This window comes from Mobilicoccus pelagius NBRC 104925 (genome assembly GCF_000247995.1).
Classification (GTDB): Bacteria; Actinomycetota; Actinomycetes; order Actinomycetales; family Dermatophilaceae; genus Mobilicoccus; species Mobilicoccus pelagius.
On the sequence record NZ_BAFE01000089.1, the window covers coordinates 239,920 to 262,707 of the forward strand.

Annotated in this window: 18 protein-coding genes; 8 read left to right on the plus strand and 10 right to left on the minus strand. The window is 72.8% G+C overall.

What is annotated here, in order from left to right; genetic code table 11:
- The first annotated feature begins 4 nt into the window (after nt 1-4).
- Nucleotides 5-1,267 (plus strand): ABC transporter ATP-binding protein, encoded by a 1,263-nt coding sequence (locus tag MOPEL_RS13585; protein WP_040634747.1) that lies wholly within the window; start codon nt 5-7, stop codon nt 1,265-1,267.
- A gap of 292 nt (nt 1,268-1,559) precedes the next feature.
- Nucleotides 1,560-4,811: a S41 family peptidase gene (locus MOPEL_RS13590; protein ID WP_040634555.1), complete on the plus strand. Its 3,252-nt coding sequence runs from the start codon at nt 1,560-1,562 to the stop codon at nt 4,809-4,811.
- 175 nt (nt 4,812-4,986) lie between these two features.
- Here MOPEL_RS13590 and MOPEL_RS13595 read toward each other — a convergent pair whose 3' ends face one another.
- On the minus strand, nt 4,987-6,381 hold the full coding sequence (locus MOPEL_RS13595; protein ID WP_040634560.1) for a replication-associated recombination protein A: 1,395 nt from the start codon (nt 6,379-6,381) through the stop codon (nt 4,987-4,989).
- A 191-nt stretch (nt 6,382-6,572) separates the two neighbouring features.
- Here MOPEL_RS13595 and MOPEL_RS13600 point away from each other — a divergent pair, with 191 nt between their 5' ends.
- The 3 genes from MOPEL_RS13600 to lepB all read left to right on the plus strand — a co-directional run bounded on the left by MOPEL_RS13600 (nt 6,573) and on the right by lepB (nt 9,979).
- Nucleotides 6,573-7,979, plus strand: coding sequence for an O-antigen ligase family protein (locus MOPEL_RS13600; RefSeq protein WP_009483454.1), 1,407 nt, complete (start codon nt 6,573-6,575; stop codon nt 7,977-7,979).
- Between the two features lie 179 nt (nt 7,980-8,158).
- Nucleotides 8,159-8,992, plus strand: a complete 834-nt coding sequence (locus MOPEL_RS16850) for a GNAT family N-acetyltransferase (RefSeq protein WP_141631354.1) — start codon at nt 8,159-8,161, stop codon at nt 8,990-8,992.
- Nucleotides 8,993-9,190: 198 nt separating this feature from the next.
- Complete coding sequence (gene lepB / locus MOPEL_RS13610; RefSeq protein ID WP_009483456.1) at nt 9,191-9,979, plus strand: signal peptidase I; 789 nt, start codon at nt 9,191-9,193, stop codon at nt 9,977-9,979.
- Between the two features lie 48 nt (nt 9,980-10,027).
- Here the strand turns inward: lepB and MOPEL_RS18865 are convergent, their stop codons facing one another.
- Entirely contained in the window at nt 10,028-10,240 is a 213-nt protein-coding gene (locus MOPEL_RS18865; protein ID WP_306305776.1) for a hypothetical protein, read from the minus strand.
- 97 nt (nt 10,241-10,337) lie between these two features.
- Here MOPEL_RS18865 and MOPEL_RS18870 point away from each other — a divergent pair, with 97 nt between their 5' ends.
- Entirely contained in the window at nt 10,338-10,703 is a 366-nt protein-coding gene (locus MOPEL_RS18870) for a YdhK family protein (protein ID WP_009483458.1), read from the plus strand.
- 17 nt (nt 10,704-10,720) lie between these two features.
- Here MOPEL_RS18870 and MOPEL_RS13620 read toward each other — a convergent pair whose 3' ends face one another.
- On the minus strand, nt 10,721-11,374 hold the full coding sequence (locus MOPEL_RS13620; protein WP_009483459.1) for an HAD family hydrolase: 654 nt from the start codon (nt 11,372-11,374) through the stop codon (nt 10,721-10,723).
- A gap of 222 nt (nt 11,375-11,596) precedes the next feature.
- Between MOPEL_RS13620 and MOPEL_RS13630 the strand changes: the two genes are divergently transcribed.
- Nucleotides 11,597-12,226: a hypothetical protein gene (locus MOPEL_RS13630; RefSeq protein ID WP_009483460.1), complete on the plus strand. Its 630-nt coding sequence runs from the start codon at nt 11,597-11,599 to the stop codon at nt 12,224-12,226.
- Nucleotides 12,227-12,275: 49 nt separating this feature from the next.
- Here MOPEL_RS13630 and MOPEL_RS13635 read toward each other — a convergent pair whose 3' ends face one another.
- The 5 genes from MOPEL_RS13635 to MOPEL_RS13655 form a co-directional block, all read right to left on the minus strand.
- Complete coding sequence (locus MOPEL_RS13635) at nt 12,276-12,506, minus strand: hypothetical protein (RefSeq protein WP_009483461.1); 231 nt, start codon at nt 12,504-12,506, stop codon at nt 12,276-12,278.
- 154 nt (nt 12,507-12,660) lie between these two features.
- Nucleotides 12,661-14,511, minus strand: a complete 1,851-nt coding sequence (gene aspS / locus MOPEL_RS13640) for an aspartate--tRNA ligase (protein ID WP_040634570.1) — start codon at nt 14,509-14,511, stop codon at nt 12,661-12,663.
- A 258-nt stretch (nt 14,512-14,769) separates the two neighbouring features.
- The gene (locus tag MOPEL_RS13645) at nt 14,770-16,230 is read right to left on the minus strand and encodes an MFS transporter (RefSeq protein ID WP_245544789.1); all 1,461 of its coding nucleotides are present in this window, start codon (nt 16,228-16,230) and stop codon (nt 14,770-14,772) included.
- Nucleotides 16,231-16,309: 79 nt separating this feature from the next.
- Nucleotides 16,310-17,020, minus strand: a complete 711-nt coding sequence (locus MOPEL_RS13650) for a VOC family protein (protein WP_009483464.1) — start codon at nt 17,018-17,020, stop codon at nt 16,310-16,312.
- A 55-nt stretch (nt 17,021-17,075) separates the two neighbouring features.
- Entirely contained in the window at nt 17,076-18,752 is a 1,677-nt protein-coding gene (locus MOPEL_RS13655) for an SLC13 family permease (protein ID WP_009483465.1), read from the minus strand.
- Nucleotides 18,753-18,977: 225 nt separating this feature from the next.
- Between MOPEL_RS13655 and MOPEL_RS13660 the strand changes: the two genes are divergently transcribed.
- On the plus strand, nt 18,978-20,159 hold the full coding sequence (locus MOPEL_RS13660; protein WP_009483466.1) for a MalY/PatB family protein: 1,182 nt from the start codon (nt 18,978-18,980) through the stop codon (nt 20,157-20,159).
- A 193-nt stretch (nt 20,160-20,352) separates the two neighbouring features.
- Here MOPEL_RS13660 and MOPEL_RS13665 read toward each other — a convergent pair whose 3' ends face one another.
- Nucleotides 20,353-21,024, minus strand: a complete 672-nt coding sequence (locus MOPEL_RS13665; protein WP_009483467.1) for an NUDIX domain-containing protein — start codon at nt 21,022-21,024, stop codon at nt 20,353-20,355.
- A complete protein-coding gene (gene pyrG, locus MOPEL_RS13670) occupies nt 21,021-22,781 on the minus strand; it encodes a CTP synthase (protein ID WP_009483468.1) in 1,761 nt (586 codons plus the stop codon). The genes MOPEL_RS13665 and pyrG overlap by 4 nt, the downstream gene beginning before the upstream one ends.
- Between the last annotated feature and the right edge of the window lie 7 nt (nt 22,782-22,788).

A 22,788-nucleotide genomic window follows, 5' to 3' on the forward strand; every position in this document is an offset into this window, starting at 1 on the left:
GACCATGACGAGACGGAACGACCCCACCACGGCGGAGGTCATCCTCGAGGCCAGTGACCTCGTCAAGCACTACCCCATCAAGACCGGTGTGCTCCGTCGTACGACGGGTCACGTCAAGGCCGTCGACGGGGTGAGCTTCGAACTCCACAAGGGCGAGACGCTCGGCATCGTCGGCGAGTCCGGCTGTGGCAAGTCGACCCTCGGCCGCCTCCTCATGCGGCTCGAGGAGCCGACCTCGGGCACCGTGGAGTTCCAGGGCACCGACATGTACGCGAAGTCAGGCTCGGCGATGCGCAAGCTGCGTCGCGACATCCAGATCGTGTTCCAGGACCCGTACACCTCGCTCAACCCGCGCAAGACGGTCGGCGACATCATCGGGGAGCCGTTCGACATCCATCCCGACGTCGTCCCCAAGAACGGGCGTCGCGCGGCGGTGCAGGAGCTCCTCGAACTCGTCGGTCTCAACCCCGAGCACATCAACCGCTACCCCCACCAGTTCTCCGGTGGCCAGCGGCAGCGAATCGGCATCGCCCGCGGTATCGCCCTCCGGCCCAAGGTCCTCGTGTGCGACGAGCCGGTGTCGGCACTCGACGTCTCGGTGCAGGCGCAGGTCGTCAACCTCATGGAGAAGCTGCAGGACGAGCTCGGCCTGAGTTACATCTTCATCGCGCACGACCTCTCGGTCGTCCGGCACATCTCAGACCGCGTCGGCGTCATGTACCTCGGCAAGATGGTCGAACTCGGTACCGAGGACGAGATCTACGAGCGCACGACGAACCCGTACACGCAGGCGTTGCTCTCGGCGGTGCCGGTGCCCGACCCGACGTTGCGCGGCAAGCGGCAGCAGATCGTCCTCACCGGCGACGTGCCCTCCCCCGCCGACCCGCCGTCGGGCTGCCGGTTCCACACCCGGTGCTGGAAGGCGCAGGAGAAGTGCACGGTGGACGAGCCGCAGCTCGTCGACCGCCCGGACGGCGCCGGCGGCCACCGCAGCGCGTGCCACTATGCCGAGGTGCGCCAGGTCGTCCCGGTCGCGGACGACACGCCTGACGCGGGTGGGCCCGGCTCCACCGCGACGGGATCCGTCGACGGGGGCATTGGCGCCGCGGCGGCCTCGGTCGTCGAGACGGTGCGCGACGCGGCCGCCGACCTCAAGGACCGGGTCACCGGTTCCTCGGACGGCCCCGACCCGCGCGCGCCCGAGGCGCAGGAGGCGTTCCACCTCCCCGAGCCCGGTCTCGACCGCACCGACCCCACGGGTCGCTGACCCCCCTACCTCGCCCCGGGGCGCCCTCGTCGGAAGGGCGCACCCGGGGTGAGGCCGTCCTCCCGAGGTCGTCCGCACCTCGTCGGGCGGACACGTCCCCCTGCGCACGGCGTAGAACCGGAACCTCTCCGGTGGGCGTGCCCGCCCGTCGTCGTGTCCGGCCTTCGTCGTGGTCACGCCCCGTCGCGACGGCCTCGTCGCGTCCGAGCCCGGCGGCGGCCCGGGAGACGCCTTCCCCGGCGGAGTGGGAAAAACCCGGGCCGGGTGGGGCGTGCTCCTGTACACAGGACTCATGACCCAGGGTTATCTGCGCTATCCGCATCTGCACGGTGACGACCTCGTGGCGGTCGCCGACGACGATCTGTGGCTCGTCCCGGTCGCCGGTGGCCGGGCATCGCGCCTCACGGCGGACCGGCAGCCGTGCGCGCATCCGTTCTTCTCCCCGGACGGCACGCGCATCGCGTACGCGAGCCTCCGCGACGGCGACTGGGAGGTGTTCGTCCTCGACCGGGGGGCGGGCACGGTGGAGCGCCTCACGTGGTGGGGACGTCCCGGCACCCGGGTGCGTGGCTGGGTCGACGAGACGCACGTGCTCGTCGCCTCCGACCACGAGGAGCCGTTCTCCCAGCGTCGGCGGTTGTTCTCCGTCGGCCTCGACGGGAGCGTGACGCGGCTGCCGTACGGCCACGCGATGTCACTCGCCGTCGCCGACGACGGCAGCGAGGCGGTCACCTCCCCCAACAACCGCGACGCGGCGATGTGGAAGCGCTACCGCGGCGGCACCGCGCCCATGATGTGGCTGCGGCCCTCCCCCGACGCGGAGTGGGCGCGCGTGCTCCCCGACGAGGAGGCCGGTCTGTGGTCGCCGGTGTTCGTCGGTGACCGCCTCGTGTTCACGAGCGACCTCGGGGCGTCGTTCCCCGACCACGCCGACGAGCAGGCTCAGGTGTGGTCGGTCGACCGCTCGGGCGACGACCTGCGGCAGCACACGCGGCACACCGTCGCGCAGGGGTACGTCCGCGACACGACGACCGACGGCACGCGCCTCGCCTACCACGCACGCGGGCACCTCTACGTCATGGACTCCCTCGACGCGCAGCCCCGACGCGTGGAGGTCGACCTCGGCCCGCTGCCGCGTCCGCGCCGCACGATCACCGCCGCAGACCGCCTCCACGCGCTGCGGCCCGACGAGTCGGCCACCGGCTCGGTCGCGGAGTGGTACGGGCAGGCGTGGTGGCTCACCCACCGCGGCGGCCCCGCCCGGCACCTCCTCGGCGACGACGCGACGCGGGTGCGCGCGGCCCACGTCGCGGGCGGTCGGGTCGTCGCGGCGACGGACGCCGGCGGTGAGGACGCACTCGTCCTCACCGGTGTCGCGGGCGAGTTCGGGGAGGACGGCGCGGAGCCCCGCCGCCTCGCCGCCGGGCAGCTCGGACGGGTGCTTCACCTCGCCCTCACGCCCGATGCCGCCACCGCGGCCGTCGCCTCCCACGACGGGCACGTCCGCCTCGTCGACCTCGAGCAGGGGTCGGTGCGGGAGGTGGGGCACTCCGAACACGGCGAGGTGGAGGGTCTCACCTTCTCCCCCGACGGTCGTTACCTCGTGTGGGCGCAGCCGGAACACACCGAGGGGCAGCGGCGGCTCGTCCTCGTCGACACGACGGCGGAGTCCCCGAGTGCCCGGGTGCTCACCTCGGGCCGGTTCGACGACCACTCCCCCGTGTTCACCCACGACGGCACGCACCTCGTGTTCCTCTCGGCCCGCACGCTCGACCCGCACTACTCCGCGTTCGGGTTCGACCTCGCGTTCGCCGACGCGACCCGTCCGTGGCTCGTGCCGCTCGCCGCGGACACCTCCGCCCCGTTCGGGCCCACCGCGGACGGTCGGCCGCTCGACGACGCCACGAAGTCCGAGGACAAGGCGGACACGGGCGAGGGCGCGAAGGACAGCGGCGAGGAGACGCCCGCGGTGCGGTGCCCCGACATCGACGTGGACTCCTTCGAGGACCGCATCGTCGCGTTCCCCGTGGCCTCGGGCACCCTGTCGGGCCTCGCGGCGGCGAAGGACGGCGTCCTGTGGATCCGGCACGCGAACCGCGGAGAGCTCGGCGCTTCCCGCGACGGCGTCGAGGACACTCCGCGCGACCGGCTCGAACGCTACGACCTGCGCACCCGCAGTCTCACGACGCTCTGCGACGTCGTCTCGTTCGAGGTGAGCGGCGACGGGACCGCGATCGTCGTGCGCGACGAGGAGCAGGCCGTCGTCGGCCCCGCCACCGAGAAGGTCGACGACGACAGCGACCGACTCGTCACCGTGGACACGAAGCGGCTGCGTCGGGACGTCGACCTGCGCACCTCGTGGCGGGCGATGTTCGAGGACAACGGCCGCCTCATGCGCGAGCACTACTGGCGCGAGGACATGAACGGTGTCGACTGGGATGCCGTCCTCGAGCGCTACCGCGAGACCCTCGACCGGCTCGGCTCCCACGACGACCTCGTCGACGTGCTCTGGGAGGTCGTGGGCGAGCTCGACACCTCCCACGCCTACGTCACCCCGCCGCGGGGTGAGGCGGAGGACGCCGTCGCCCACCTCGGCGTCGACGTCGACCGCGACGAAGACGGTGTCGTCGTCGTGCGCCACATCCTGCCCGGCGAGGCCTCCGACCCGACCGCCCGCTCCCCGCTACGGGCCGCGGGCGTCGACGCACGGGAGGGCGACCGCATCCTCGCGGTCGACGGACGCCCCACCGCGGGCACCGCTCTCGGTGCTCTGCTCACGGGCCGTGCGGGCACGCCCACCGAGCTCACCCTCGAACGCGCGGGGCGCCGCCGCCGGGTCGCGGTCGTGCCGATCGCCGACGAGGAGGCTCTGCGCTACCAGGCATGGGTCGCGAGCCGCCGCGCGTACGTCGCGGAGAAGTCCGGCGGGCGGCTCGGGTACGTCCACGTGCCCGACATGGTGAGCCGGGGATGGGCCCAGTTCCATCGCGGCCTCGACGAGGCGACGTCCAAGGAGGGGCTCGTCGCCGACATGCGGTATAACCGCGGCGGCCACACCTCCGAACTCGTCATCGAGCGACTCATGCGCCGCGTCGTCGGATGGGGCTCGATGCGGCATGGTCAGCGAACGACCTACCCCGTGCAGGCGCCCCGCGGCCCGGTCGCGTTCCTCGCGAACCGGTGGTCGGGTTCGGACGGCGACATCGTCAACGCCGTCGCCCGCATCCACGGCATCGGCCCGGTCATCGGTGAGCGCACGTGGGGCGGCGTCATCGGCATCGACGGACGTTTCGACCTCGTCGACGGCACCGACGTCACCCAGCCGCGTTACGCACTGTGGTTCGAGAAGTTCGGGTGGGGCGTGGAGAACCACGGCGTCGACCCCGACATCGAGGTCGTGTTCTCCCCCGCCGACGGCGAGGACGAGCTCACCGCCGATCCCCAGCTCGACCGCGCGATCGAGGAACTTCTCGGCCGCCTCGAGGAGACCCCGGCGTCCACCCCGCCGCCGTTCCCCGAGCCGCGCCGGACGCATGGAGCCTGACCTCCACGACGACCACGGAGCTGCGAGGAGGCCCGGCCGGCACGTTCGTCGACCACCACCGATCCCTGCGCACAGACCCCCGGCAATCCCTTCCCACGCTGCGATGACGTCATCCGTTCTCGAGGGGCGGGGGTGGTGCCGGTGGTGCCGGTGGTGCCGGGCGCGTTAGGGCTGCTCAGCCGCGCAGTCGGGAGCGGAGCCAGGCCCAGCGGTCGACCATGCGGGCCTCGAAGCCCCTCGGCTTGGGGTGGTAGTAGTCGGCGCCGATGAGGGCGTCGGGCAGGTACTGCTGCGTCGCGACCGAGTCGGGTTCGTCGTGGGCGTAGACGTACCCGCCGTGGGCCTGCCCCGCCGCCCGTGCGGCGCGTGCGTGTCCCGAGCCGCGCAGGTGCACGGGCACCGGCCCGGCCTTGCCCGCGCGCACGTCGGCGATCGCGGCGTTGATCGCCGTGTACGTCGCGTTCGACTTGGGCGCGAGGCAGTTGTGCACGACGGCCTGGGCGAGGATGAGCCGCGCCTCCGGCATGCCGATCTGCGCGACGGCGTGCATCGCGGCGACGGCGGTCTGGAGCGCGGTGGGGTCGGCCATCGCGATCTCCTCGCTCGCCGAGATGACGATGCGCCGGGCGATGAACCGAGGGTCCTCCCCCGCCTCGAGCATCCGGGCGAGGTAGTGGAGGGCGGCGTCGACGTCGGAGCCGCGCATCGACTTGATGAACGCGCTCGCGACGTCGTAGTGCTCGTCACCCGCCCGGTCGTACCGCACCGCCGCGTGGGCGAGCGCCTGCTCGACGTGGGCGAGGGTGATGGGGGCCGGGTTGGAGGCGTCGGGGTAGCCGCGCCCACCGGGGAGGTCGTCGAGCGCGACCCCGGCCGCAGCCTCGAGCTCGGTGAGCGACCGGCGCGCGTCGCCACCGGCGAGCCGCACGAGGTGGTCGCGGGCGTCGGGGGCGAGGGTGAACGCGCCCGCGAGTCCCCGCTCGTCCGCGAGCGCGGCGTCGACGACCTCACCGATCTCAGCGTCGGTGAGCGAGGTGAGCGCGACGAGCACCGAGCGGGAGAGCAGCGGCGCGATGATCGAGAACGTCGGGTTCTCCGTCGTCGCGGCGACGAGGATGACCTGCCGGTTCTCGACCCCGGGGAGGAGCGCGTCCTGCTGGGCCTTGCTGAACCGGTGGATCTCGTCGAGGAAGAGCACGGTGGAGCGGCCGTAGAGGTCGCGGTCGCGGGCGGCCTTCTCCATGACGGTGCGGACGTCCTTGACGCCGGCGGTGACGGCGGAGAGCTCGACGAACGTGCGTCCCTCCGCCTGGGCGACGAGGTGGGCGAGGGTCGTCTTGCCGGTGCCGGGCGGGCCCCAGAGGATCGCCGACATCGGCCCCACCTGGCCCGTGCCGTGACCGCCCTCGACGAGTCGGCGGAGCGGGCTGCCGGGCCGCAGCACGTCGCGTTGTCCTCGGACCTCATCGAGGGTCCGGGGACGCATGCGGACGGCGAGCGGGGGGTGCACCTCGTCGGACGGCCGCGCGTCGTCCTCGCCGCGGCCCACGGCGAACAGATCGTCACTCACCCCACCCACGCTAGTCGGCCCCGCCGACAGGTCGTCCACGCCGCCGACGGCACGGTGCCTCCGCCACGCCGGGGCGCAGGACACCGCCGGGTCGACCAATCCTTCTGCGCGACATCACAAGTGGCTCTGACCAGCGACGATGACCCCACACGAGCCCGTGTGGGGAGGGTCGTCCACCCTAGACTGCGGGCGTGCTCGGACTCTGGGGGGAGCGCCCGCACGCGATGCGGGCCGAGGTGCTGACGACCCTGTTCGTCCTCGCGGTCGCGGCGGGAGACCTCACGCTGTACCCGCTCATCCACCTCCGCCTGGCGACCGTGCTGCCGGTGGGGGTGGCCGTCGTGGCCGTGTGGTGGGCTGCCTTCCGGTGGCCGCCCCGAGCGGGTCTGCGGGGGGCGGCGGTCCCGGCCGCGATGCTCCTGTTCGCCGCGACCGTGGCCTGTTCGGCCGCCCTGGCCCTGCGCCGGGCCCCGGATCCCGTCGAGGGTCGCACGGAGGTCCAGGGTCTCCTCGCGGGCGTCGCGATCGCGGTGACGACCGTCGCGCTGTCCCGCGGTTCCTGGCGTGGTCTCACGGCCCTGCGTCGGGGATGGCCGCTCGCGTTGTTCCTCGCCGTGCTCGTCGCCGCGGTCGAACTCCTCACCGGCCGTCACCTCTGGATCCCCTCCGGACTCTCGTGGGCGGAGACGTCCCGGACGATCGTCGCGGGCGCGTTCCGCAATCCCAACGACTTCGCGCTCGCGGTCACGGCGATGATCTCCGGCACCCTCTCGCATGCCGCGACACTCCCGAGGCACCGATCCCGGCCCCTCCGAGCGGCGCTGCACGCCCTCGTCGTGGCGGGGGTCGTCGTCGTGGCCCTCACCGAGAGCAGGTCGGGGCTCCTCGCCTGCGTGCTCGTCCTCACGGTGCACGCCGCGGTCGGCCTGCACCGTCGTCGGGCACGGGTCGGGGGCCGTTCCGGGGGTCCTCCGCACCCCGACCCCGCCCGGAGGCGGCACCCCCGGGCGATCGGCGTCGGCCTCACGGTCGCGGCATGCGCCGTGCTCGCGGCCGCGTTCCTCGTCCCCGCCCTCGCCGCCCGCAACCCCGTGCTCCACCTCGCGACGTCCGCCGCCGAGCCCGGCACCGCGCGCTCGGACCGGCTCCGCCTCGACCTGCTCCGCGCCGCCCTGCGCTACCTCCGCGACTCCGACGGGCTCGGGACGGGCGCCGCGTCCTTCGAGGTGCTCCTCGCGCGCGACCCGGCGCCCGGCGTCGCCTCGCGCACGTGGCTGCACGACACGTTCCTCGAGCTGCTGCTCCAGTACGGGGCACCCGCCGCCCTCGCGCTCGCCGCCCTTCTCCTCCTCGTCGTGGCCGCGCTCGTGCGGCCACCACGCCGCGGGCGGCGGTCGCGCCTCGTGCGCGTCGAGGCCCTCGGGTTCGTCGTGCCCTACCTCGGGCTCGGGTGCGCGTCGGCCACCGTCCTCACGACGCCGATCTGGTGGCTCCTTTTCGGCGAGACGGCCGCGGCGGCCTGGTGGCTCCTGGGGAGCCCCGACGAGGGCGTGCAACCACGGGCGCGTCCCGATCACGCGGCCACCGGGCAGGGGTGACCTCGCCGGCCGCGCCGCCTCGTCCGCAAGGACGTTCCCGCCTCACCTGCGCCCGGCCACGAACGCCCCGCCCACTCATGGCCCGCCCACTGATGGCCCGCCCCGAGTCCGGCGGCGATCCCTCCGGGCGCCGGCCCACCCCGGTCGCGAAGCCCGTGGGCGTCGGTCATGCTGACCGGGTGGTCCCGCACGACAGCACGATCCGAGACGCGGGCGCCGACGGCCCCGACCGCGCGCCGCGTCCCCTCACCCTCCCGGCTTCCCTCCCGATCCCCGGTGACGTCGTCCCCGTGACGACGCGCGCCGAGCTCGTCGCCGCGACCGGAGCCGACGACGCGTTCGCCCGTCTGGATCCGCCCGCCGCGCTCGTCGGGTGGGTCTCCCCCGGTGCCGTCGCCGTCCTCCGCACCTCCGGGGGTCGTCCCACGTCCGTGTTCGCGTGGGGCGAGGACGTCGGCCCGCTGCTCGACGTGCTCGCACCGCACCTGTCCGCGCTCGGCGTCGTCGGCGTCTCCGTGCCGCGCGCGCAGGAGCGCCGGATCACCGAGCGTTTCACCGTCGTCGGGGGCGGCGACTGGGACTGGATGTGGACGACCCGTCTCCCCGCCCCCATCGCCGGGATTCCGCTCGTCGACCTCGACGACACCCGGGACGCCGACGAGATCACCGCCCTCGCCGCGGAGAACCCACGGTTCGAGGGCTTTCCGGGAACGGGCGCGAGCGAGCAGTGGATCGGCGTCCGCGACGACGCAGGCCGTCTCGTCGCGTGCGGCGCGATCCAACGGCTCCCGAGCGGCGTCGCGCACCTCGGGGGGATCCTCACGGCCTCCGGCCACCGGCGGCAGGGGCTCGGCACGACCGTCACCGCCGCCCTCACCGCGCGCGCCGTCGCTGCGGACGGGGTCTGCACGCTCGGGATGTACGCCGACAACGACGCCGCGAGATCGGTGTACGACGCGCTCGGGTACGTCGTCGACAAGGCCTGGGCGAGCCGCTCGGTCTCGCTCAGATGACCCGCGCCCGGGTCGAACGGCCCTCCGGGCGAACACCTCCGCGGTCCTGACGGGCAGCGGAGGGGCGACGCTCCGAGCATGACCGGGGTCGGTCTCCACCGATGTTCGGAGCGCATACTGCCTAGCAGGCCCGCGTCCGGCGGGCGCCTCCCGCGTGCCCCCGCGCCGCGTGAGGTGGACGACGAGGACGGGGCATCGATGGGATCCACCGCGGAACGACCGGCGGCCGAGCCTGCCGAGCCTGCCGAGCCTGCTGAGGACGAGAACACCACCGGCGACCATGGTGGGTCGCTCCTTCACACGGTGTGGTCGTTCGTCCGTGAGGTCCTCATCGTCGTCGGCCTCGCGCTCGCCCTGTCCCTCGTCCTCAAGACGTGGGTCGTGCAGAGCTTCTGGATCCCGTCGGGCTCGATGGAGAACACCCTCCGCGTCGACGACCGGGTCGCGGTGTCGCTGTTCACGCCGCGGTTCGCCGATCTCGACCGCGGTGACGTCGTCGTCTTCTCCGATCCGGGTGGCTGGCTCGGGGCCCAGCCGCCCGCCGAGGCCCCCGCCACCGGGCTGCCGGCGGCCGTCGAGCAAGGTCTGTCGTGGGTCGGCATCCTGCCCGAGGACGCCGGTAACCACCTCATCAAGCGCGTCATCGGACTCCCCGGCGACCGCGTGGCCTGCCAGGGGGACGGGTCGCCGGTCACGGTGAACGGCGTTCCTCTCACCGAGCCCTACCTCTACCCCGGGGCGGCGCCGAGCGACACGGCGTTCGACATCCGCGTTCCCGAGGGTCACGTCTGGGTCATGGGCGACCACCGCAGCGACTCGGCCGACTCCCGCGAGCACGACCACCCGGGCGAGAACGGATCCGCGGGGTCGGTGCCGATCGACGACGTCGTGGGCCGGGCCGTCGCCGTCATGTGGCCGGTCTCGCACCTGGACTGGTTGGGTGTGCCCGAGACGTTCGAGTCCGTGCCGCCGCCGGCGGCGGGCTGACCGCCGCTACTTCCCTCAACGCGACACGCTTACCCCCTGGGGGTATCTTCAGGACATGACGACCTCAGCGCGTAAGGAGCGAATCATGTTCAGCCGCACTCTCGTCCGTTCGACGATTCTCACCGCCACCGGCGTCCTCGCGATGGCCGGGTGCTCCTCTCCCCCGACCGACGACTCGGCGCAGAGCCCGACGAGCTCGGCGTCTGCTTCGGCGTCCGCATCCTCCTCTCCGGCGACTTCGCCGACGAGTTCCGCGCCCACCAGCTCGGCATCGGCCGGAGGCGGGCACGAGGGGCACGAGCAGGACGGCGGTCCCGCGCCGACCGGGATCGAGCCCGCGGCATCACCGAAGTTCCCCGTGGGCAGCAAGGTCGTCCTCAGCGCCGACCACATGCCCGGCATGAAGGGTGCAGAGGCGACCGTCGTCGGCGCGTTCGACACGACGACCTACGCCGTGGATTACACCCCGACGAACGGCGGCGCGCCGGTCGAGGACCACAAGTGGGTCGTTCAGCAGGAGCTCGTCGGTGTCGGCGACACCCCACTGAAGAAGGGCGATCGGGCGACGATGTCGGCCGAACACATGCCGGGCATGAAGGGTGCGGAAGCGACCGTCGTCGAGGTCACGGCCCAGCCCGTGTACATGGTCGATGTCGACGCCGACGGCATGATGATGAAGAACCACAAGTGGGTCGTCGAGGACGAGATGTCACCGGCGTCCTGAGGGTCCGCCGTCTGATCTCAGACGCCCGGCACTCCCGCCTCACGAAGGATCCGCGCCAGGTCGTCGAGACCACGATCGTTCGCCGAGGCGTGGGTGTCGTGGACGAAGGCGGTCAGCCCGACCGATCGGGCCGCCTCGACGTTGTCCTCGCGGTCGTCGACGAACACGATCCCCTCCGGCCCGCACCCGAGCTCGGCGAGGATCGCGCGGAAGTAGTCGGGGTCGGGCTTGGCGACGCCGAGGTCGCAGCTGAAGAAGAGACGGTCGAAGTGCTCGGGGTACCCGAGACCGAGCATGATGTCGCGCCGGTACACCTGCTGGTTGGAGGCGAGGTGGCACCGCAGCCCGCTCGCCCGGATCGCGTCGACGAGGGCGAACGCCTCCTCGAAGATCTCGATGAGCGCCCAGCCCGAGGCGAGGTCGTCGCCGACCGCGGGGTCGGGCTCCCTCCCCCACCGTCGGCGGAGGTACCCGGCGAGGCTCTCGTGGAGGCCGACCTCACCGCGGAGGGCGGGCTTCTCGGCCTCGAACATGCCGACGACGAAGTCGTCGAGGTCGTCACCCGCGTACGGGCGCCACACGTCGAGCCAGCCCGGCGTCGGCCACTGCAGCACGCCGTCGGCGTCGAGGAGGACGGTGTGCACCGGCTGCGCGGGGTGCGTCTCGTTCATGGGAACTCCTTGCCGTCCGGGGAACCGGCGACGCCGGAGAGATCCATGCCGTCCGTCCCGGGGCGTCGTCGTCGTCTCGTCGCACCGTACCCGGGCGGCCGCGAACACTCGTCCTCGACCCGACGGCAGGGCGTCGACCACCCGCGGAACCATCCCCTCTCCTCACACGTCTCACGGGCAGGACCGACGTCACGGTCGGGGACACGATCGAGGGGGTCGTCGATGACGCAGCACCGGGTGGGCACGGACGAGGACGGACGTCGCGCGGACGACATGGCCGCGGGCACGGCGGGCGCGAGGCCCGACGGCGCTCACGGAGCGATGTCGGTGTCGGGGCGGAGGGGCGGCGCCGCTCGTCGCCGACGTCGGTGGCTTCTCGCGGCCGTGCCGGCGCTGGCGATCGGGGCGGGGACGGCCGCCGCGGCCTTGCCCGGCACGGATGCCCGGTCGGGTGATGTGGCGTACGCGTCGCCGGGCGCGGGCGAGGCGCTGCCCCCGATCGCCGACCTCTCCCCCGTCCGCGAACGGTTCGAGACACCCGCGGCGCTCCCCACTCGAACGGGTGATGAGCCCTCGACCGACGCCACGACGACCGGCACGCTCGCCCTCGAACACGGGTGCGTCGTCGCGCGGACCGGCTCGACGACGCATGTCGTCGTCTGGCCGGCGGGCACGAGGGCCGTCCTCGAGGAGGGGTGGGTCACGGTACGGACGGCGGACGGGCGACGCGTCGGTCACATGGGCGACACCGTGCCGGTGAGCGCGGAGGCAACTCCCGCCGGCGCACCGGACGAGGACGCCGCTCCGTGCCGGGTGGAGGCCGACACCCCCGTCGTCGAGGCCCGCCTCTGAGGCAGGCCGGCTCCCGACCGGGTGCCGCGACCCGGTCGGCCGGGTCTGGCTACCGGCCCGGCGTGCCGGGGGCGTCGGGCGGCGTCCCGGGGGTTCCGCCGCCCTGGCGGTCGAGGTAGTCGTGCGCGGCGCGCTGGGCCTGGTCGATGGCCGACACCCGCTTCGGCGCGACCTTGCGGGCCACTCCGGAGGCCCCATCGGCGGCCTTGCGGGCGACGGCGCGGCCCTGTTCGGTGCGGAGGAAGTCCTGGCCACGGCGGACGATGTCGTTGAGACGCATGGCTCAAGCCAACCGTACGGGGCTGCTCCGCGCCAACCGGAGCCGCGGGATCCATACGGTCGGTGGTCCGGGGGTCGCGCCGTGGCCGCACATGCGGGAGGGCACCCCGGACGTCGGTCCGAGGTGCCCTCTCGCGTACGTGGCAGTGGCCGGGTCAGCTCTCCGGGGGGGCGACGGCGGAGGTGTCCTGCGTGTCCGCCGTCGCCGCCGCGTCGCCGTCGGCGTCCTTCTTCTTCGGCTTGGCGTCGACGCCGGCCTCACGACGCTGCTGGAGCGTGATCGGCGCGGGCGCGTCGGTGAGCGGGTCGTAGCCGCCACCGGACTTCGGGAACGCGATGACGTCGCGGATCGACTCGTAGCCGCCGAGCAGCATGACGATGCGGTCCCAGCCGAACGCGACGCCGCCGTGCGGCGGCGCGCCGAACTTGAACGCGTCGAGAAGGAACCCGAACTTGCTCTGCGCCTCCTCCTCGGTCAGGCCCATGACGGCGAAAACGCGCTCCTGCACGTCGCGACGGTGGATACGGATGGAGCCGCCGCCGATCTCGTTGCCGTTGCAGACCATGTCGTAGGCGTAGGCGAGCGCCTCGCCCGGGTTCTGGTCGAACGTGTCGAGGAACTCCGGCTTGGGCGAGGTGAACGCGTGGTGCACCGCAGTCCAGGCGCCGGAGCCGACGGCGACGTCACCGGCGGCGGTGGCGTCGTCGGCGGGCTCGAACAGCGGCGCGTCGACGACCCAGAGGAAGCTCCAGGCGTTCTCGTCGATGAGGCCGCAGCGCTTGCCGATCTCCAGGCGGGCGGCGCCGAGCAGTGCCCGGGAGGCCTTGGCGGTGCCGGCGGCGAAGAAGATGCAGTCGCCGGGCTTCGCGCCGGTGCGCTCGGGCAGCGCGGCGAGCTCGGCCTCGGACAGGTTCTTGGCGACCGGGCCGCCGAGCGTGCCGTCCTCCGCGACCGTGATGTAGGCGAGGCCCTTGGCACCGCGCTGCTTGGCCCACTCCTGCCACGCGTCGAACTGTCGACGCGGCTGGCCGCCGCCGCCGGGCATGACGACCGCGCCGACGTAGGGGGCCTGGAACACGCGGAACTTCGTGTCCGAGAACAGGTCGGTGAGCTCGACGAGCTCGCAGCCGAACCGCAGGTCGGGCTTGTCGGAGCCGAAGCGGCGCATCGCGTCGGCGTACGTCATCCGCTCGAACGGGGTCGACAGGTCGACGTCGATGAGCTTCCAGATCTCGCGGACCACGGCCTCGCCGAGCTCCATGACGTCGTCCTGGGTGACGAAGCTCATCTCGATGTCGAGCTGGGTGAACTCCGGCTGCCGGTCGGCGCGGAAGTCCTCGTCGCGGTAGCAGCGCGCGATCTGGTAGTAGCGCTCCATGCCGGCGACCATGAGGAGCTGCTTGAACAGCTGCGGGGACTGCGGCAGGGCGTACCAGGAGCCGGGCGAGAGGCGTGCGGGCACGAGGAAGTCGCGGGCGCCCTCGGGGGTGGAGCGGGTGAGGGTCGGGGTCTCGATCTCGACGAAGTCGCGCGACTCGAGCACGCTGCGGGCCGCGGAGCTCACCTTGGAACGCAGGCGGATCGCGTGGCCGGCGTTGTGCGCGCCGGGGCGGCGCAGGTCGAGGTAGCGGTGCTTGAGGCGGGCCTCCTCGCCGACGGTGACGCGCTCGTCGATCTGGAACGGCAGCGGCGCGGCCTCCGAGAGGACCTCGATCTCGGTGGCGACGACGTCGATCTCGCCGGTGGGGATGTTCGGGTTGACGTCCTTGGGGTGGCGGGGCGTGACCTCGCCGAGGACCTTGACGCAGTACTCGTTGCGCAGGTCGTGGGCGGCGCCGGTGAGGACCTCGTCGCGGGCGACGACCTGGACGGTGCCCGAGGCATCCCGCAGGTCGATGAACGCCACGCCTCCGTGATCACGCCGCCGCGCCACCCAGCCGGTGAGGGTCACGGTCGTTCCGGTGTCGGTCGCCCGGAGGGTTCCGGCGGTGTGGGTACGCAGCACGAGGTATTCCTTTCTCGCCCCCGCATAGACGGTGCGGGAGGCCGGTGGGGTCACGCCGCCGATGCGCGGGCGCCCCACCATCGTACGGAGTCGGCCCCCGGGCCGACGACCGCGTTTCGCTCCGGCCGATCGTCCGCGTGCCACGCCGCCGGCGTCGAAGACCGGTGTCGGGCCGCCGCGGCCCCGACGTCCTCTCGGCGGTCGAGGACGACGGCCCGGGAGCGACGCTCGCGGGGCACGGTGGCGCGTAGGGCGGTCTCAGCCCCGGCGCGTGCTGCGTTCGTGGCGGAGGTCGACGAGGGCGATGACGAGAGCCACCGTGGTGACGGCGGCGATGAGCGACATCGCGACGACGACGACCTCCCCCCACGCGAGGCCGGCCTCGAGGAGCGCGAACACGATGCCGGGGATGAGGGCGGTGCCGACCGCGGCGCCGAGTCGTTGTCCCGTCTGGAGGATGCCGCCCGCGACGCCACCGTACTCCGGGCCGACACCGTCGAGGGTGAGGGTCTGGTTGGGGCTCACGACCATGCCCTGTGCGGCGCCGACGAGGCTGAGGCTCGCCGACATCGCCCACAGCGGCAGCGCGCCCGATCCGACGCCCGGCGCGAGGAGAACCGTGCTCACGAGGCCGAGGAGCGAGACGAGGAACCCCCACACGACGAGCCTGCGACGGAACCGCAGCACGTACCGGCCGGCGACCTGCGAGGAGATCGCGGAGAAGATCGAGGCGGGGAGTCCCACGAGGCCGGCCTCGAGGGCGGAGCCGCCGAGCGCGGTCTGGACGAACAACGCGACGACGACCCACACCGACGTGATGCCCATGAAGTAGACGGTGATGAGGGTGATGCCGGCGGTGAACCCGCGTTCGGAGAAGATGCCGAGCCGCACCATGGGTTCTCCCCCGCGGCGCGCATACCGGTCCTCCCACATGACCCAGGCGACTCCCACGCCGATGGCGACGGGCAGCGCGAGCCACACGAAGGGCGACACGGTCCGTTCGACGAACGGCAGCATGAGCCCGAGGACGGTGAGGGCGAGGAGCCCGGCGCCGACGGGGTCGAGGTCGGGTCGGCTCCCCCGCCACGACTCCCCCCGCGGCAGCCAGACGACGGCCCCCACGACGGCGAGGATCCCGATCGGCACGTTCATCCCGAAGATCCACCGCCACCCGACCCCCTCGCCGAGGGCGCCGATGAGCAGACCACCGACCACGGGTCCGATCGCCGTAGACACCCCGACGGTCGTGCCGAGCAGCGCGAACGCCCGCGCGCGGTCCTGACCGGTGAACGTGCGTTGGATGATCCCGACGGTCTGCGGGTTGAGCACGCCCGACCCGACGCCCTGGAGCACGCGGGCGAGGTTGAGCAGGAGGATCGTCGGCGCGAACGCCGCGAGGGCCGAGCCGAGGGTGAACAGCGACACCCCGACGATGAACAGGGTGCGGCGGCTCGTCGCGTCGCCGGCCCGACCCGCGGGGATGAGCAGCACCCCGAACGCGAGCGCATACCCCGAGAGCACCCACTGCAGCGCCGTGCTCGTGGCGTGGAGGCTGTGCTGGATCGAGGGGAGGGCGACGTTGATGACCGACACCGCCACGAGCGCCATGAACAGGGGCGTCATGAGGACGGCCATGATGCGGCGGGGCCGACCGCGATCCTCGCCCCGGGGAGCGTCGGTGGGTCGATCGTCGGAGGGGTTCGGTGCGGCGGCGTTCACCCGCCAACTCTGCCACCGACCCCGATGGGGTGCGGCACCCGGCCGGGTCGTGGTGGTCGGGTGGGAGGAACCGTCGGGCTCAGACCTTGGGCGGCAGGATGCAGAACTCGTTGCCGGAGGGGTCCTCGAGGATCGTCCACGGCACGTCCCACTCGTGGTCGACCTCCCACGCGCCGAGCTGGAGAGCGTGGGAGACGGCCTCGCCCATCGTCATGCCGTCGGGGGTGCGCACGTCGAGGTGGAGGTGGTTCTTGCCGGTCTTCGGCTCGAGCTCGGGGCAGAACTCGAGGCGCGGGCCGCGTCCACTCGGGTGGCGGAGGCTCGGCACGACACCGTCGCAGTCCTCCCACCCGGTGAGGGCGGCCCAGAACCGGGCGTCCTTCTCGGGGTCGGCGGAGTCGAACGGCACGCCGCCGATCGGGCCCGCGGCGGCGTACTCGGAGCGATCCTCGAGGACGCAGAACGGGTGGCCCTCGGGGTCGGCGAGCACGGTCCACGGCACGTCGCCCTGCCCGATGTCGAGCGGGGCGGCCCCGAGCTCGCACAGGCGCGCGACGAGCGCGTCCTTCTGCGGGCCACCGACGAGGTCGAGGTGGGCCCGCGGAGCGGAGGTGTCGACGTCGGCCACCCGCGGCAGGCACAGGTCGATCGTCGGCCCCGCCGGGAGGTCGAGCCGAAGCTCGACGAGGTCGTCGGTCCACGTGAGGGTCAGCGCCTCGAGGGCCTCCCGCCAGAAGGTTCCCGCCACCTGAGGGTCGCGGGCGTCCATCACGATGTTCTCGAGCTGCATGCCCCCATCATCGCGGGCCCCGTTCGGCGGCCTGCGGGGGGCCTCCCCCGAGGCGTCACAAGGTGATTCCGAAGGCCCACACGAGCAGGGTCGACGCGGTGAGGGTGACGAGCACGATGCCGATGAGGTTGAGGAGCAGCCCGCCCTTGACCATCTGGCCGACGGACACGTAGCCCGAGCCGTACGCGATCGCGTTCGGCGGGGTCGCGACGGGGAGCATGAAGGCGCATGTCGCGCTGAGGGCGACGGGGACGGCGAGGAGCATCGGGTCGATGCCGAGGCCGGTGGCGACGCCGCCGGCGACGGGCAGGAACGTCGCCGCCGTCGCCGTGTTGCTCGTGAGCTCGGTGAGGAACAGCACGCCCGCGGCGATGATCGCCATGAGGGCGACGACGGGGAGGGCGCCGAGCGCGCTCACCTGGCCGCCGATCCACTTCGTGAGGCCGGAGGACGTGAACTGCTCCGAGAGCGCGAGGCCGCCACCGAAGAGGAGCAGCACTCCCCACGGCAGCGACACGGCGGTGTCCCAGTCGAGGAGGCGCACCCCACGGGCCGAGCCCGACGGGAGGAGGAAGAGGAGCAGCCCGACGATGATCGCGATGCCCGCGTCGGAGACGAGGGAGCTCTTGAGCCCGAGGACGAACTCGGAGACGAGCGGGAGCGCCACCCAGGCCGTCGCGGCGAGGACGAAGATCGCGAGGACCCGCCGCTCGCCCGACGACGTCGGGCCGAGCTTCTCCAGCTCGGTGTCGAAGAGCTCACGCCCACCGGCGATCCGGGCCGTCTCGGGGCGGAAGAGGACGTGGGTGAGGAGGAACCAGCAGACGACGAGGAAGACGACGGCGAGCGGGACGCCGACCATCATCCAGCGGAAGAAGTCGATGCGGACGCCGTACGTCTGATCCATGAACCCGGCGAGGAGCGTGTTCGGCGGGGTGCCGATGAGCGTGCCGAGGGAGCCGAGGGACGCGGAGTAGGCGATGCCGAGCATGAGGGCGGTGCCGAAGTTGGTGCGGGTGGCCTCCTCGACGGCCGCGTCCGTGGCGGGGTCGGCGCCGGCGTCGGTCGCGGGGTCGGCGTCGGCGTCGGGGGCCGAGGCGGCGTCGGCCTCGTGGTCGGGGTCCGCCGCGTCGGCGTCGAGCCCGGCGACGAGCATGAGCACGGAGACGCCGATGGGCAGCATCATCACGGCGGTCGCGGTGTTCGACACCCACATCGAGAGGAACCCGGTGGCGATCATGAACCCCGCGATGACGAGGGAGGACGACGTCCCCATGAGGCGCACGGTGACGAGGGCGATGCGCCGATGGAGGTTCCACCGCTGCATCGCGAGCGCGAGGAAGAACCCGCCCATGAAGAGGAAGATGATGTTGTTGCCGTAGGAGGCGCCGACGTCGTTGACGGAGACGTCGGAGGCGAACAGCGGGAACACGACGAGCGGCAGCAACGCCGTCGCGGGGATCGGGACGGCCTCCGTCATCCACCACAGCCCCATGAGCACGGCGGTCGCCGCGGTGAGGCGGGCGTCGGCGGGCACGTCGCCCGGCATGAGGACGTACACGAGCGCCGCGGCGAGGAGCCCGGCCGCGAGCCCGGTGAGTTGGAGCCGGTGCGTGCGGTGTTCCACGGCCGGTGCCCGCTCCCCCGGCGACTTCTTCTCGATCTCCTCACCGCGATGCGGGTCCGCCTCGAGACCACGCAGGTGGGCGCCGGGCACGAACTGGTGGGACATCGTTCCTCCATGGCTCTGGATCACCGTCGACCGTTCCGCCACCGTAACCGACGGGCACGAGACGGTGGCGGACTACGGCGTCGGCGTCGTGGAGCGGCGACGGACCTGGCGGTGGATCGCGAGCGGACCGTGGACGGGACCCCGCGTCGCCGGGTGCTCGCGGCCCCGCGCCGCATCACCGGGCCGGCGGAGACGACCAGTGAGGGGTGCGGGAGGATGCCGGGTATGGATGTCACCGACTTCACCGCACGTCTGGACGCGATCACCGTCGAGCAGCTCCGCGCCGGCGGCGGCGCGAAGTGGAGCCGCCACCCCGAGACGCTCGGCGCGTGGATCGCGGAGATGGACTTCGGCATCGCGCCGCCCGTCACCGAGGCCCTCACCGCGCACGTCGCCTCCGGCCAGTTCGGTTACACGACACCGCGCGACCGGTCCGAGCTCGCTCGCGCCTACAGCCAGTTCGCCCGCCGCCGCTACGGCTGGGACGTCGACCCCGAGTGGGTGCGTCCGGCGCCCGACGTCCTTTCGGTCTTCGGGGCGGTGCTCGACGAGTTCACCTCCCCCGGCGACAAGGTCGTCCTCCCCACGCCCGCGTACATGCCGTTCCTCACGTTGCCGGCGTTCCACGACCGCGAGATCGTCCAGGTGCCCATGCTCCGCGACGAGGACGCCGAGCACCCCCGGTGGCGGTTCGACCTCGACGGTCTCGCCGCGGCGTTCGCCGACGGCGGTGCCGTGCTCGTCCTGTGCAACCCGGTCAACCCGCTCGGTCAGGTGCTCACCGCCACCGAGATGCTCGAGGTTGCCGACGTCGTCGAGGACGCGGGCGCGATCGTCTTCTCCGACGAGATCCACGCCCCCGTCGTCTACCGCGAGTTCCGCCACACGCCGTACGCGACGCTCGACCACCGCACCGCGGCCCACTCGATCACCGCGACGTCGGCGTCGAAGGGGTTCAACCTGCCGGGCCTCAAGTGCGCGCAGGCCGTCGTCACCTCCCCCGAGCACCGCGAGCGGTGGGCGGAGCGGTGCTGGCCCGTCGAGGAGGGCGCGTCCCGCCTGGGGTACACGGGCGCGATCGCGGCCTACGACGAGGGCGAGCCGTGGCTCGACGAGATCCTCGCCTACCTCGACCGCAACCGGCACGCGCTCACCGAACTCACGGCCGAGCACCTGCCGGAGGCGGGATACGTCCCGCCGGAGGGCACCTACCTCACGCTGCTGCATCTCCCCCAGCTCGGGCAGGACCCGGCGGCGATGCTCCGCGAGGAGGCCGGCCTCGTCCTCACGCCCGGGACTGCCCTCGGCCGGGGCGGTGAGGGGTGCGTGCGACTCAACTTCGCGACGCCTCTGCCCGTCCTCACCGAGATCGTCGAGCGCATCGGCGCAGTCGTCCGCGCCCACTGACCCGTTCCCACACCACGGCCCGGTGACGTCGTCGACGTCACCGGGCCGTGGTGTGGGAACGGAACCGGACGGGGCTGTTCGGGGGCGGCGCGAGATCGCCCGTGCTGGACGGGGTTCCCGCGCCGTGCCTCGGCAGTGGGGCGGACGCTGCTGGTGACGCAGGGTCCTCACGCCGGGGTCATGCCGGTCGGTCTCAGCGGTGGGCGGGGTGCGCGGGCCAGGGTGCGTCCGCGGAGCGGAGGGTGACCCAGTCGGCCTCCTTGGCGCCGTGGGCGGCGAGGATCCCGATGACGGCGCTCGCGTTGCCGACCCGTCCGGCGAGCACGGCGGCGAACGCCTCGTCGAGGTCGACCCAGGCGGTGCTCATCCCGGCCTCCTCGGCCTCACGCTCGAACCGGTCCTCCGCGGGGACGTCCTCGAGGTCGCGGGCGAGGTAGACGCGGATCGCCTCCGACATCGCCCCCGGCGAGGGGTGGAAGTCGGCGAGCACGTGCCATGTGCGGGCGGTGAGGTCGACCTCCTCGGCGAGCTCCCGCTGCGCGGCCTCCAGCGGCGGTTCGCCCTCCTTGTCGAGCAGCCCGGCCGGGATCTCCCACTCGGTCGCACCGATGGGGTGCCGGTACTGACGGATGAGGGCGACCTGCATCGCGCGCGGCGTGCCCGGGGACTCCTGCAGCGCGACGACGGAGACGGCTCCGGTGTGCTCGATGAACTCCCGCTGCACCGTCTCGGACCCGAGGTCGACGGTGTCGCGGCGGACGTCCCAGATCATCCCCTCGTACACCGTCTCGGTGGCGGTGACCGGCTTGGCCGTGCGGTCGTCGTCGAGGTCCACGCCTCGCATGATCGGTGCGTCGAGGCTCATGCCTCCACCTCCGGGATGTCGGGGGTCGTGCGGTCGGTGCCCGCCGGCGACGTCGCGTCGCCGGTCGGAGCGCCGACGCTACCCGCCGACGAGGGCGTCGTGCCCTCGGCGGGGGTTCCGGCGCGGCGCTCGAGGGCGGCGCGGACGAGCCCGGCGAAGAGCGGGTGCGCCCGGTGGGGGCGGGAGCGGAACTCCGGGTGCGCCTGGGTCGCGACGTAGAACGGGTGCACCTCGGCGGGCAGCTCGACGAACTCCACGAGGGTGCCGTCGGGCGAGGTGCCGCTGAACCGCAGGCCGGCCTCCTCGAGGCGGGCGCGGTAGTCGTTGTTGACCTCGTAGCGGTGGCGGTGGCGTTCGCTCACCTCGGTCGCGCCGTAGGTGTCGGCGACGACGGAGCCCGCGGTGAGGTGTGCCGGGTAGGCGCCGAGGCGCATCGTGCCGCCGAGGTCGCCCGCGCCCTCGACGAACGACCGCTGCTCGGCCATCGTCGCGATGACGGGCGCGGGGGTGTCGGGGTCGAACTCCGAGGAGGACGCGCCCTCGATGCCCGCGACCTCGCGGGCGTACTCGATGACGATGCACTGCAGGCCGAGGCAGATGCCCAGGGTGGGAACACGATTCGTGCGCGCCCACGTGAGGGCGCCGAGCTTGCCCTCGATGCCGCGGACGCCGAACCCGCCGGGCACGAGGACGCCGTCGACGCCACCGAGGGCCTTCTCCGCCCCCTCCGGCGTGCGGCACTCGTCGGAGGCGACCCACCGCAGACGCACCCGGGCGTCCTCCGCGAACCCGCCCGCGCGGAGCGCCTCGGTGACGGACAGGTAGGCGTCGGGCAGGTCGACGTACTTGCCGACGAGGGCGATCTCGACCTCGTGGGCGGGGGCGTGGACCCGCTGAAGGAGCTCGTCCCATCCGCTCCAGTCGACGTCGCGGAACGACAGCCCGAGGCGACGCACGACGTACGCGTCGAGACCCTCACCGTGAACGACCTTGGGGATGTCGTAGATGCTCGGCGCGTCGACGCACGCGATCGTCCCCTCGAGGTCGACGTCGCACGCGAGCGCGATCTTGCGCTTGAGGGGCTCGGGGATCTCGCGGTCGGCCCGCAGGACGATCGCGTCGGGCTGGATGCCGACCTGCCGGAGGGCGGCGACGGAGTGCTGGGTCGGCTTGGTCTTGAGTTCGCCGCTCGGGGCGAGGTAGGGCACGAGCGAGACGTGGAGGAAGAAGACGGCGTCCCGGCCGAGGTCGTGACGCACCTGGCGCGCCGCCTCGAGGAACGGGAGCGACTCGATGTCGCCGACGGTGCCGCCGATCTCGGTGATGATGACGTCGGGCGCGGTACCGGAGTCGTCCCCGGCGGCCTGCTCCCGCATCCGCTCCTTGATCTCGTTCGTGATGTGCGGGATGACCTGCACCGTGTCGCCGAGGTACTCGCCGCGGCGCTCCTTGGCGATGACGCGGCTGTAGATCTGCCCGGTGGTGACGTTTGCCTGGGCGGAGAGCGGCACGTCGAGGAACCGTTCGTAGTGCCCGATGTCGAGGTCGGTCTCGGCGCCGTCGTCGGTGACGAAGACCTCCCCGTGCTGGAACGGGTTCATGGTGCCGGGATCGACGTTGAGATAGGGGTCGAGCTTCTGCATCGTCACGCGCAGACCACGTGCGCGGAGCAGGAATCCGAGGCTGGAGGCCGTCAGGCCCTTACCGAGGGAGGAGGCGACGCCTCCGGTCACGAAGATGTGTTTCGTATCGGCCACGGGCTTC